Origin of the sequence: Aestuariivirga sp. (assembly GCF_037139295.1) — a bacterium.
In the GTDB taxonomy this organism is placed as follows: Bacteria; Pseudomonadota; Alphaproteobacteria; order Rhizobiales; family Aestuariivirgaceae; genus Aestuariivirga.
Genome location: NZ_JBAXGR010000092.1, coordinates 1 through 11,785 on the forward strand (window position 1 = coordinate 1; position 11,785 = coordinate 11,785).

Below are 11,785 nucleotides of genomic sequence, written 5' to 3' on the forward strand. Positions count from 1 at the left end.
CTGGGGCTTGCTGCCATTGGCCTGCTTGTGGCCGTTGCCTGCACCGTGGTTGCGGTTGGGGCCCTGGCCGCGGTGATGCGGCTTTGCAGCGGGCTTGTCCTTGCCGGCCGGGTTCCAGCCGAAGGTGGGGGCAAGCTGCTGAACACCCTTGAGGCCGAGCGCATGTTCAACCACCGGCACCTGGGTGCGGATGGTCTTCTCGATGTCGCGCAGCAGGCCACGGTCTTCCGGCGTGCAGAAGGCGATGGCAGAGCCATCGGCTCCGGCGCGCGCGGTGCGGCCGATGCGGTGGACGTAGGACTCCGGCACATGCGGGAGATCGTAGTTCACCACGTGGCTGACGCCGTCGACGTCGATGCCGCGGGCGGCAATGTCGGTCGCCACGAGGACGAGGATCTTGCCGGCCTTGAAGCCTGCAAGGGCGCGTTCGCGGTTGTTCTGGCTCTTGTTGCCGTGGATCGCCGCTGCGGTGTAACCCGCGGCGGAGAGGTTCTTCATCACCTTGTCGGCGCCGTGCTTGGTGCGGGTGAACACCAGGGTGCGCGTCATGTTGTTGTCCTTCAGGAGTTCCACGAGGAGCTTCGCCTTGTTGGCGGGATCGACGTGGACCACGGACTGGTTGACGCGCTCTGCCGTGGTGGCCACGGGGGCCACCTCGACGCGCACCGGGTTGGTGAGCAGGTTGTTGGCAAGGCCTGCGATCTCCTTCGGCATGGTGGCCGAGAAGAACAGGTTCTGGCGCTGGCTGGGCAGCATCGCGGTGATCTTGCGGATCGCGTGGATGAAGCCCAAGTCAAGCATCTGGTCGACTTCGTCGAGGACGAAGATTTCGACCTTTGACAGGGTCAGCGCCTTGCGCTCGATCAGGTCGACGAGACGGCCCGGCGTTGCGACGACGACGTCGACGCCACCGCGCAGGATGTCGATCTGCTTGCCAAGCGACACGCCACCGAACACGACGGCGCGCGAGACCTTGAGGAACTTGCCATAGACGCGGAAACTCTCGCCGATCTGGGCGGCGAGCTCACGCGTGGGAGACAGGATGAGCGCCCGGCAGGTGCCCTTGGCGGCACGTTCCGGGTGGGCGGCCAGCTTCTGCAGGATCGGCAGCGCGAAGGCTGCGGTCTTGCCGGTGCCGGTCTGGGCGATGCCGAGGAGATCCTTGCCTGCGAGCAGGCTGGGGATCGACTGGGCCTGGATGGGGGTTGGCTTCTCGTAGCCCTCGGCCGTCAAGGCGCGGAGCAGGGGTTCGGAAAGCTGGAGGTCGTTAAAAGTCGTCACTTCAGTTCTTCTTTCGGTCTTCGGACCATGAGTGGGCAGCGCATGCCATGTCCGAAGAGCCGAATGCAGATCATCTGCATCAGGCCGGGCGGGCGCTGAAACCTACCCACGTGAAAGGTATGTTCGGGAGTGTCACTTCTGTTCGGGCCGGAACGGCTGCACCTTGCGTGCGCCTCACGTATTGCTGTCGGCCACTTGCGACAGGCCCCATATGGGCGTGCTGCAGTGCAATGTCAAAGAATTCTTTCGGACACCAGCCGTGGCAGCTCGGCCATCTTTGCGAAAGCGGTGCGGGCGCCGGCGGCGAGCAGCTTCGGCGCCTGCTCGTCGGGGTGCGGGTGGGTGCCGGTGAAGCCCAGCACATGGCAGCCCGCACGGTGCGCGGCCGTCACCCCCGTCACCGAATCCTCGACCACGATGCAGTCTTGCGGCGCGAAGCCCGCCCGGCGGGCGGCCTCGACGAACACGTCGGGCTCGGGCTTGCCGCGCGCCACATGTTCGAAGGTGGTGATGCGGTTGCCGAAGAAGCGGGTGAGGGCAGTGATGCGCAGCGCAGTATCGACTCGCTCCAATGGAGAGTTCGAAGCGACACTGAAATGCTGCGGCCCCAGGGCCTCGAGTACCGACTCGACACCATCCACCACGCGCAGGTCCGTCTCGTAGAGTTCGAGCAGGCGCAGGTCCTTCTGGCTCGAGGCATCGGCAGGAAAGCTGACGCCGAACTCGCGGCTGATCTCGTCCAGCATGGCGGAGAAGGTGCGGCCGACGAAGCGCCGGTGCGCCTCCGACTCGCTCATGACAACACCGTTCTCAGCCAGGATCTGCACATCGACGCGCATCGACAGCGGTTCGGAATCAACCAGCACGCCGTCGCAATCGAAGATGAGATGCGGCATGGCTCAGCCCTTCTTCGTGAGCCTGGCATAGGCGATGGCCGCCGCCATGCCCGCCAGCACGAAGATCACGAAAGCGATGATGCCGTTCACCAGCATGTCGTAAGGTCCGAACAGGAAGACGATCACCGCAAGCGCGATGCCGAACAGGGTGATCAGGAGCTGGACGATCTGGGCGGTGGACATGGGCAGCGCTTTAGTGGGCTTTGGCCTAGAGGGCAACCTCAGGTGCCGAGGTGGCGAAACTCGGCCAGCACCTGCTCATAGACCTGGCGCTTGAAGGGCACGATCAGCTCGATCAGCTCATCCATATTGGCCCAGCGCCACTGGTCGAATTCCTGGCTGTGTCCGGGCGGGGCAAGATCGATTTCGCTGTCCTCGCCGGTGAAGCGCAAGGCGAGCCATTTCTGGGTCTGGCCGCGATATTTGCCGTTCCATGACTTGCCGATCAGGTGTTCGGGCAGGTCATAATTGTACCAGTGGCTGGACTCGGCGATGATCTCGGCGGAGGTGACGGCGGTTTCCTCGGCCAGCTCACGCAGCGCTGCGGCGCGCACGTCCTCGCCCTTGTCGATGCCGCCCTGCGGCATCTGCCACCAGTGGCCCTTGCCCTCGTCGTTCTGCTTGTCGAAGCGGCGGCCGACCCACACGAGGCCCGCCTTGTTGATCAGCATCACGCCCACGCAGCGGCGGTATTCGGTGATCTCAGTGTGCTTGGTCATCAGGTGGCTCTTCCCTTGTAGGCGGCGCTCACGGGCACCAGGAGTATGCCCTTTTCCTGAAGGGTTTTTGCCCATTCGGCAACCGTTTCGATGGTGATATCGAGGCCTGATCCGGTGGCGATCACGGAGCCGTTGCGCGCCGCGTCCCGTTCCAGCCTGGCGAGGGCCGCCTGAATTGCCGGGACGGTGGGCTCGGCGTCGATCACCATGCTGGCGCGCTGCACCGGAAGGCGCAGGTCCTTTGTCACCTTGGGTGACAGCGTCATGCTCACGCTCGCATCCTCGAGATAGACGAGGCCGCGCGACTTCACTTCCTTCATCACGTGTCGCAGCGCATCCTCGCTCACCAGCAGCCGCGCGCCCATGTAGTTGGTGATGCCGGAATAGCCGGCAAAGCGGCTCATCAGCCATTGCAGTGCGATGAGGTTCTGCTCGGGCTTCACGTCGCTCAGCAGCGTGCTGGGGCCGGGGTTGGTGCCAGGGTAGCCCACAGGCTCCATCGGCACCTGCAGCAAGATCTCGTGGCCCGCCGCGCGCGCCCTGTTCACCTGGTCCTGCAGGTTGTCGCCATAGGGGGCGAAGCCCAGCGTCACGTCGCCCGGCAGTTCATCGATGGCCTTCCGGGTGAGCCTGGGGTTCAGGCCCATGCCGCCCAGCACCAGCGTGATCTTTGGCAGGTCCGAGTGTGTGACGGACAGCGGGGTCACCTGCGAATAGACGTCGAAGGGCTTCTTGCCGTTGCTGGCCACCCGCGGCAGCGGCCCCTGATCGGTTTTCTCCGTCACCGCCTCGACCGGCGCCCTGGTCAGCGGCCGGTGCGGGGCGACGATGATCATCGCCTCATGCCTCTCCGGCGCTGCGGCATCCTCTGGCGCGATGTCGACGCCCGGCGGCGCCTCATCCATCTGCTCGCCGCCGACGATCTCGGTGGCGTTCTGGTCGAAGACGTCTTCCGGGCTGTCTGCCGCACTGTCCGAGAGTTCGGAGTCCTCAGCAGGGCTGGTCGCGGAGGTGATGAGTTCGGCATTCTCCGGAATGGCAGCCATCACCACCGGTTCGCCCGCCAGCGGCTCCGGAACCCGCGACAGCCAAAGGCCGCCTGCGGCGAAAACGGCCACCAGCGCCACTGCCGCAGCAACCGGGGCTGGCGGACGCCTGCGCCACAGCCGCTCCCGAAGGGTCAGCCGTTTCAATGGTTTGCGAAGTTCATCTCGGGGCATGGGTCAGTGCTAGGGGCATGATTCGCTCACCCCCGACTTTCGTGCCGGCACCGTTAACGACCTGTTAATTCTAACGGATAGATTGCTAAAACATCCGGAAAGTGGCGAAAAAGAAAATGCCCGGCACAAGGCCGGGCATCATTGCGTGTTCTGTCGCGAAAGATCAGTTGGGCGTTGTGGCCGGAGCCGCGCCGTCCTTGGGCTTCTCTTCCTTGGGCTTCACGTTGGAGACAACCTTTACGCCGTTGAGGAAGTCGATCGCCGCCTTGAGCTGCAGGTCCTTGGTCTTGTCCTCGGGCACATAGGCCGAGGAGCCACCGCCCTCGTCGCCGCCACCTTCGTTGGTGAGGTGGCCCTTGAGGCCGGCCTCGCCCTCGGTCGAGACGTTCTTGCCCTTGAGTTCGGGCGGAAGCTCTTCCTCGATCACGATGTCGGCGTCGATGCCCTTGGCCTGGATGGAGCGGCCGGCGGGCGTGTAGTAGCGCGCCGTTGTCAGGCGAAGCGCACCCTCGCCGCCGAGCGGGATGATGGTCTGCACCGAGCCCTTGCCGAAGCTGCGCGTGCCGATCAGCGTGGCGCGCTTCTGGTCCTGCAAGGCACCCGCCACGATTTCGGACGCCGACGCCGAACCGCCGTTGATCAGCACCACGATGGGCTTGCCATTGGCAAGGTCGCCCTTGGTGGCGTTGAAGCGCTGCGTCTCGTCGGCATGGCGGCCACGGGTTGAAACGACTTCGCCCTTGTCGAGGAAGGTGTCAGACACCGAGATCGCCATGTCGAGCAAGCCGCCCGGATCATTGCGCAGGTCGATGATGTAGCCCTTCACCTTGTCGCCCATGGTGGTGCGGAAGTGTTCCATCGCCTTCTCGAGGCCCTCTTGCGTCTGCTCCGTGAAGGAGGAGATGCGGATGTAGCCGATATCGTTGTTCTCGATGGAATACTTCACCGACTCGACGCGGATCTTGTCGCGCGTCAGCTTCTGGTCGAAGGGATCCTTGCCATTGCGCACGATCGACAGGGAGATGTCGGTGCCGATCTTGCCGCGCATCTTGTCGACGGCATCATTGAGCGTCATGCCCTGCACTTCGGTGCCGTCGATCTTGACGATCAGGTCATTGGCCATCAGGCCGGCGCGCGAGGCCGGCGTACCGTCGATGGGGGAGACCACCTTGATGACACCGTTTTCCATGGTGACTTCGATGCCGAGCCCGCCGAACTCGCCGCGGGTCTGGACACTCATGTCCTGGAACTGCTTCTTGTTCATGTAGCTCGAGTGCGGATCGAGCGAGGCGAGCATGCCATTGATGGCGGCCTCGATCATCTGCTGCTCGTCGGGCTCCTCGACATAATCGGAGCGCACCCGGTCGAACACGTCGCCGAACAGGTTCAGTTGCTTGTAGGTATCGGCATTCGATGCCGCCCCGGCCGCGCCAAAGGCGTGCCACAGCAGCGAGGCGGAGACCGCACCCGCCAGCACCAGGCCGAAATTCTGCAACCGCGTATTCTTCTTCATCCACTCGCCTCTTTCAAACCGCCGATCCACCAGGGACCTGAGTCAATGGCCTCTGTGCCATCCCGTAATTCAATATATAGCACCGGCCTTCCGTCTGGCACCACATCACCGAAAAGTGTGACGGAAGCAGGGCCGGATCCCATTTCACCGACGGGTTCCCCCGCACGGAGGAACTCTCCCACGCTTGCCGTGATCTTGTCCATGCCTGCCAGCAGAACGCGGTAGCCGCCGCCGGGGTTCAATATGACGACCTGCCCGTAAGACCTGAACGGACCGGCGAATTCCACCTTGCCGTCGGCCGGGGTGGTCACCTGGGCGCTGGCCATGGTGGCGATCATCACCCCCTGGGTGTCGCGGCCGAGGCCGTCCGGCTCGCCGAAGCGGCGGACGATCTGCCCCTGGGCCGGGAAGGGCAGCTTGCCCTTGGCGTCGGGGAAGGGAACCTTGGGCTGGCGCAGCAGAGCTTCCTGCTGCTCGCGCTGGCGCTGCTCATCGGCCTTGGCGGCATCCTGCTGCTGGCGCTGGGCGTCGAGGTTGGACAGAAGTTGCTTCAAGGACTTGGCTTTCGCAGCCAGTTCGGCGGTGCGCTTGCGTTCCGCCTCGAGGTCAGCCGTGCCCTGGCTCACCAGCGCGCGCTTCTGGGTGACGAGGTCCTTCAGCGCGGCGCGCTCGTCGTTGAGGCGGGCGATCTCGCGGGCCACGTCGTCCTTGCGGGTCGTGATGGTGGCTTCCAGCTGCTTCAGCTGGTCGAGCTTGGCCGTCAGGGCCTTGGCCTCGTCCTGGAGTTCGGGGGCGATGGTGCCGAGCAGCATGGCGCCGCGCAGTGCCGCCAGAATGTCACCCGGCTCCACCACCAGCGCGGGCGGCGGGTTCTGTTCCAGCCGCTGCAACCCGGCGAGGAGCTCTGACAGCACGTCTTCCTTCTCGCCAAGTGCGGTCAGGATTTCGGCCCGGTCCCGGCGCAGCCTGGCCAGCTCCTTCTCGCTCTTGTTGACCACCGATTCCTGCGACTGGATCGACTGGGCAATGCCGGCAAGCTTGGCGGCAATCGCGTCCTGCGCCTGAACGGCGGCGGCAATCTCGCTTGCAAGGCGCGCCTCGTTGGCCTTGCCGCTTTCGATCTGCTGTTTCAGCGTGTCGAGCTGCTGCTGCTCCTGGGCACGTGCGGCTTCGCCCGGCAGCATGAGCGCCAGCGCCAGAAAGGTGGTTGAGACTGCGAGGTGTCGCATGGGTCCGGGGGTGATCAGGAACGTCGAGGCTGCATGCCACAGCTTTGCGCGGAGGTCGATTTACATTCCGTTAATCATGACCCGCCGGGGGCTGCTGGACGTGCTGCTGCAATTTCTGATTTGACTTGATTGCAGGCCACGGGATCAGATGACCCCAAGGTCCGCATCAGCTTCCCGGTCCGTGCAGCGCGTCGGCCCCCTGGCCCCGGTCGGCAAAACGCAAGAAAGTCGAGAAAAGGCAATCCCATAGACGCGCCTTGGTGTAACATCCCCCGAGAGTTGAAGAATGGGAGGACTCCATGAAGCCGCGTTTCCTTACCCTTGCCATCATCGGTCTTGCGGCGGCCTTCTGCACCGGTGCCTCGGCTCAGCAGATCAACGGCACGCCCGGCGCACCGGACGCCACCATGTCGATCAGCGGCCAGCAGCTGCCGGCCCCCGCCCCTGAATTTGGCGGCGTCATCAGGGACAATGCGCTGCAGTCAACGCCATGGTGGTCGCCGCGCATCGTGCCGCCCAGCCAAGCCCCCAACGTGCTGCTCATCATGACGGATGATTCGGGCTATGGCGTGCCATCGACCTTCGGGGGCGTCATCCCCACGCCCGCACTCGACCGGGTGGCGGCCAGCGGCCTGCGCTACACGCAGATGCATTCCACCGCACTCTGCTCGCCCACCCGTGCGGCCCTGATCACCGGCCGCAACCATCACTCCGCGGGCTTCGGCGTGATCTCCGAACAGTCGACGGGCTTCCCCGGCTATAACTCGATCATCGGCAAGAACATGGCCACCATCGGCCGCATCCTGCAGGACAATGGCTACGCCACCTCGTGGTTCGGCAAGGATCACAACGTGCCGGCCTTCCAGGCCAGCCAGGCAGGCCCCTTCGACCTGTGGCCCATCGGCATGGGTTTTGAGTATTTCTATGGCTTCGTCGGCGGCGATGCCAACCAGTGGCAGCCGAACCTGTTCCGCAACACCACGCAAATCTATCCCTTCGAGGGCAAGCCGGGCTGGAACCTGACGACCGTTATGGCGGATGACGCCATCGACTATCTGAACCGCATGAACCAGACGGCGCCGTCGAAGCCTTTCTTCCTCTATTACGTGCCGGGCGGCACCCATGCGCCGCACCACCCGACGCAGGAGTGGGTGGACAAGATCCACGCCATGCATCTGTTCGACGACGGCTATGAAAAGCTCCGTGAACGGATCTTCGCGAACCAGAAGAAGCTCGGCGTCATTCCGCAGGATGCGCTGATGTCGCCCTGGCCGTCGGATATCCTCAAGCCGTGGGACCAGACCACGGATGAGGAGAAAAAGCTGTTCATCCGCCAGGTCGAGGTGTTCGCTGCCTATGCGGCCTACACCGACCATGAAATCGGCCGTGTGATCCAGGCGGTCGAGGATATGGGCAAGCTCGACAACACGCTCATCATCTACATCAACGGCGACAACGGCACGTCTGCCGAGGGCGGCCCGCTCGGCACGCCCAACGAGGTGGCCTTCTTCAACGGCCTCAACATGCTGCCGGTCGACGTGCAGATGAAGTTCTACGATGTGTGGGGCACCGACAAGACCTACAACCACATGTCGGCGGCATGGTCCTGGGCTTTCGACACCCCGTTCAGCTGGTTCAAGCAGATCGCCTCGCACCTGGGCGGCGTGCGCCAGGGCATGGCGGTCTCATGGCCCGGCCACATCACCGACGTGGGTGGCATCCGCAGCCAGTTCTCGCATGTGATCGACGTGGTGCCGACCATTCTCGAAGCTGCCGGCATCCCGGCGCCGGAGGTGGTGGACGGCATCAGCCAAGCACCGATCGAAGGCACCAGCTTCGCCTATACCTTCGACAAGGCGAATGCGGCTGTGCCCTCGCGCCATACCACCCAGTATTTCGAGATGTTCGGCGATCATGCCATCTATCAGGATGGCTGGATCCTCAGCACCAAGGTGAAGCGTGCGCCGTGGGAAGCCTTCGGCCCCGCCAACCCGGACCCGCTCAACAATGTCGAGTGGGAACTCTACAATCTCAACGACGATTACTCGCAGGTGACGGATGTTGCCGCGCAGAACCCTGATAAGGTCGCCGCCCTGAAGCAGGTCTTCTACGAATAGGCCAAGAAGTACAACGTGCTGCCGCTCGACGCCTCGGTCGCCGCGCGCATCGTGGCGCCACGTCCCAACATCACGGCGGGCCGGTCGGAGTTCGTCTACACCACGCCGATGGTCGGCCTGCCGCAGGGCGACTCGCCCTTGTTGCTCAACACCTCCTACACCGTGACGGCGGAGATCGAGGTACCTGAAGGCGGGGCGGAGGGTGTGATCCTCACTTCCGGCGGCCGTTTCGGCGGCTATGGCTTCTACCTGCTTCAGGGCAAGCCCGTGTGGACGTGGAACATGGTGGACCTGAAGCGCATCAAGTGGCAGGGGCCGGATGCGCTCAGCCCCGGCAAGCACACGCTGGTTTTCGACTTCAAGTATGACGGGTTGGGAGCCGGCACGCTGGCCTTCAACGACTTCAGCGGTGTCGGTCGTCCCGGAACCGGCACGCTGTCCGTCGATGGCACAGTCGTCGCCACCCAGACCATGGAGCAGACGCTGCCGATGATCCTGCAGTGGGACGAGAGCTTCGACATCGGCTCGGACACGCTCACCAGCGTTGACGAAACCGACTACCAGACGCCATTCCCGCTCACCGCCAAGCTCGACAGGCTGACAGTCAAGCTCGACCGCCCGGTCCTGAGCGAGGCGGACAAGGCAAGGCTCGAGGCCGCCATGCAGAAGGCCTCGGACTGAATTTGACCACATGCGGGCACTGGCTCTCGACGCCAGCGCCCGGCACAGCTATTGACCATCCTGCAATCGTTGCCGGGGTCCCGCTCCGGCGCCAATGGACGGAGACTATATGATGATCACCCGCAGGAACCTGCTTGCCGCCGTCACGGCCGGCATTGCCGCCATCGCCCTCACCGGCTGCCAGATCGATACCCGCACGCCGATCCGCGTGTCGCAGATCCTCGAGGTCGCCAAGTCCGGCGTGCCCTCGCCGGTCGCCGCCGCCATCACCGGCCAGTTCATCACCGCACCCTGGTGCCAGGATGAGGCCGGCATGGCTGTCGAGACCATCACGACGCCCGCCGTTCCGCTGCAGGTTAAGTCCTGCGCGCCGGGCGGCAGCACGGGTGCCATCGGCACCTTCCAGATGAGCACCAACCTGGTGAAAACCGATGGCGGCCAGACCGACCCGGTGATTCTTGCCAATGTGCTGGGCACCGACAATGCCCGCTTCGCGGTGTTCCCGCATGGCAAGCATGACGGCCTGCTCTCGGTCGGCCTGTTCCTGAACCTGCCGCAGCTGCAGGCGGCCCAGCAGAAGCTGATGGCCATGCCCGTCTACAAGCGCGGCGGCTATGATGGCAACGTGCAGCTCTCCTTCACGGTGGACATCATCAATGACACCGACAAGCCGGCGAAGTTCTACCTGACCGACGTCGATGCCGGCGGTGACCTGCCGGCCGACGAGGCCATCCTGACCATCCCGCCCGCCGGCATGGACACGGTGACGCTTGATGCCCAGACCCAGGCCATCCTCGGCACCCGCGGCTGGGTGAACTTCATGTCGATGATGACGAAGTAACGATCATTACGGCCTCCGGCATTGCGCCGGGGGCCTCTTTCTTACACCCGGTGATAGGGGTGTCCCGCGATGATCGTCACGGCGCGGTAGAGTTGCTCGAACAGCATCACCCGCACCAGCCGGTGCGGCCATGTCATCGGGCCGAAGCTCATCAGCAATCCGGCATTCTCACGCACATCCGGTGAATGCCCGTCCGGCCCGCCGATCAGGAAGGCCATGTCGCTTGTGCCGCCGTCGAGATGACGGCGCAGCAAATCGGCGAAGGCCTCGCTCGCCAGTGCCTTGCCGCGCTCGTCCAGCACGATGGTGAAGCATTTGGGTGGCAGTGCCCCGGCAATGACGCGCCCTTCCTCCGCCATGCGGGCAGCAGCGGAAGAGGCCTGGGATTCATTGAATTCGGTGACGGCCAGTTTGGATATGCCGCATTTGCGACCTAGCCCTTGAGCGCGGGTGAGATAGTCCTCGGCCAGGGATTTTTCGGGGCCGGGCTTCAACCGCCCGGCCGCGATCACCGCTAGCCGCAAAGTGTCAGACCGCCCATTGGTCGTCAGGCGCGTTGGCAGACCACAGCTTCTCGAGATTGTAGAAGCTGCGCACTTCCGGCCGGAAGATATGGACGATCACGTCGCCCGCATCCACCAGCACCCAGTCGCATTGCGGCAGGCCCTGAATGCGAAGGTCACGGTAGCCGCGCTCCTTCAGCTTCTGCATAACCTGGTCGGCGATGGCGCCCACGTGCCGGTTCGACGTGCCGGAGGCAACCACCATCACGTCGGCGACGGCCTTCTTTTCCTCCAGCGTGATGGTCACCACCTGCTGGGCCTTGGAATCATCGAGCTGCTTGAGGATTACGTCCAGCGCACCAACGGGCTTCGGGGCGTCTGCCTTCTTGCCGCGCGGCTTGCGGGGCTTCTTGATTTTCGGCCCATCGACCAGCAACTCCGCCGGGATGACCGGCACGGGCTTTGGCGGTGCTTCGGCCTCGGTTGCGGGGCGCGGCGCTGCGCGGAACTTCGGCTTGCCTTCGGCCCGGCCCCAGCCGCCCGGCTTCTGCCGGGTGGAGGGCTTGGCCTTGCCAGCGACCGTCTTCCGGGCGGCAGGCTTGGCCTTGCCAGCCGATTTTGCCGGTGCTGCAGACTTCGCCTTGGCGACTGGCTTTGCTTTCGCTGTGGGCTTTGCCTTGGCAGTGGGCTTTGCCTTGGCAGTGGGCTTGGCCTTGGCAGTGGGCTTGGCCTTGGCCTTGGCAATTGGCTTGGCCTTGGCAATTGGCTTGGCCTTGGCAGCAGGC

10 protein-coding genes and 1 pseudogene are annotated in these 11,785 nt (G+C 64.3%); 2 read left to right on the plus strand and 9 right to left on the minus strand.

Annotation, left to right across the window (positions count from 1 at the left end):
- The 7 genes from WCJ41_RS17155 to WCJ41_RS17185 form a co-directional block, all read right to left on the minus strand.
- Positions 1-1,281: DEAD/DEAH box helicase (locus WCJ41_RS17155; protein ID WP_336907057.1), on the minus strand; the 1,281-nt coding region annotated here is incomplete at its 3' end.
- Between the two features lie 233 nt (positions 1,282-1,514).
- A complete protein-coding gene (locus WCJ41_RS17160) occupies positions 1,515-2,177 on the minus strand; it encodes an HAD family phosphatase (RefSeq protein WP_336907058.1) in 663 nt (220 codons plus the stop codon).
- A 3-nt stretch (positions 2,178-2,180) separates the two neighbouring features.
- The gene (locus WCJ41_RS17165) at positions 2,181-2,360 is read right to left on the minus strand and encodes a hypothetical protein (protein WP_336907059.1); all 180 of its coding nucleotides are present in this window, start codon (positions 2,358-2,360) and stop codon (positions 2,181-2,183) included.
- Between the two features lie 38 nt (positions 2,361-2,398).
- Positions 2,399-2,896 (minus strand): RNA pyrophosphohydrolase, encoded by a 498-nt coding sequence (locus tag WCJ41_RS17170; RefSeq protein ID WP_336907060.1) that lies wholly within the window; start codon positions 2,894-2,896, stop codon positions 2,399-2,401.
- Positions 2,896-4,089, minus strand: coding sequence for a divergent polysaccharide deacetylase family protein (locus tag WCJ41_RS17175; protein ID WP_336907061.1), 1,194 nt, complete (start codon positions 4,087-4,089; stop codon positions 2,896-2,898). Before WCJ41_RS17175 ends, WCJ41_RS17170 begins: the two co-directional genes overlap by 1 nt.
- Positions 4,090-4,279: 190 nt before the next feature.
- Positions 4,280-5,629 (minus strand): S41 family peptidase, encoded by a 1,350-nt coding sequence (locus WCJ41_RS17180; protein ID WP_336907062.1) that lies wholly within the window; start codon positions 5,627-5,629, stop codon positions 4,280-4,282.
- Entirely contained in the window at positions 5,626-6,858 is a 1,233-nt protein-coding gene (locus WCJ41_RS17185; RefSeq protein ID WP_336907063.1) for a peptidoglycan DD-metalloendopeptidase family protein, read from the minus strand. Before WCJ41_RS17185 ends, WCJ41_RS17180 begins: the two co-directional genes overlap by 4 nt.
- Before the next feature lie 299 nt (positions 6,859-7,157).
- Here WCJ41_RS17185 and WCJ41_RS17190 point away from each other — a divergent pair.
- Together WCJ41_RS17190 and WCJ41_RS17195 are read left to right on the plus strand one after the other, a co-directional pair.
- Positions 7,158-9,656: pseudogene (locus WCJ41_RS17190) on the plus strand (arylsulfatase).
- A 109-nt stretch (positions 9,657-9,765) separates the two neighbouring features.
- Positions 9,766-10,497 carry a hypothetical protein gene (locus tag WCJ41_RS17195; RefSeq protein ID WP_336907064.1) on the plus strand — a complete coding sequence of 244 codons (732 nt, stop codon included), beginning with the start codon at positions 9,766-9,768 and terminating at the stop codon, positions 10,495-10,497.
- 41 nt (positions 10,498-10,538) lie between these two features.
- Here WCJ41_RS17195 and rlmH read toward each other — a convergent pair whose 3' ends face one another.
- Together rlmH and rsfS are read right to left on the minus strand one after the other, a co-directional pair.
- The gene (rlmH, locus tag WCJ41_RS17200) at positions 10,539-11,021 is read right to left on the minus strand and encodes a 23S rRNA (pseudouridine(1915)-N(3))-methyltransferase RlmH (protein ID WP_336907065.1); all 483 of its coding nucleotides are present in this window, start codon (positions 11,019-11,021) and stop codon (positions 10,539-10,541) included.
- Positions 11,022-11,025: 4 nt separating this feature from the next.
- On the minus strand, positions 11,026-11,785 hold a 760-nt coding region (rsfS, locus tag WCJ41_RS17205; RefSeq protein WP_336907066.1), incomplete at its 5' end, for a ribosome silencing factor.

Coding starts and splice junctions, on each gene's coding strand:
- WCJ41_RS17165 (WP_336907059.1), bottom strand. CDS start 2,360: ATGTCCACCGCCCAGATCGTCCAGCTCCTGATCACCCTGTTCGGCATC.
- WCJ41_RS17180 (WP_336907062.1), bottom strand. CDS start 5,629: ATGAAGAAGAATACGCGGTTGCAGAATTTCGGCCTGGTGCTGGCGGGT.
- WCJ41_RS17195 (WP_336907064.1), top strand. CDS start 9,766: ATGATGATCACCCGCAGGAACCTGCTTGCCGCCGTCACGGCCGGCATT.
- WCJ41_RS17160 (WP_336907058.1), bottom strand. CDS start 2,177: ATGCCGCATCTCATCTTCGATTGCGACGGCGTGCTGGTTGATTCCGAA.
- WCJ41_RS17185 (WP_336907063.1), bottom strand. CDS start 6,858: ATGCGACACCTCGCAGTCTCAACCACCTTTCTGGCGCTGGCGCTCATG.
- WCJ41_RS17170 (WP_336907060.1), bottom strand. CDS start 2,896: ATGACCAAGCACACTGAGATCACCGAATACCGCCGCTGCGTGGGCGTG.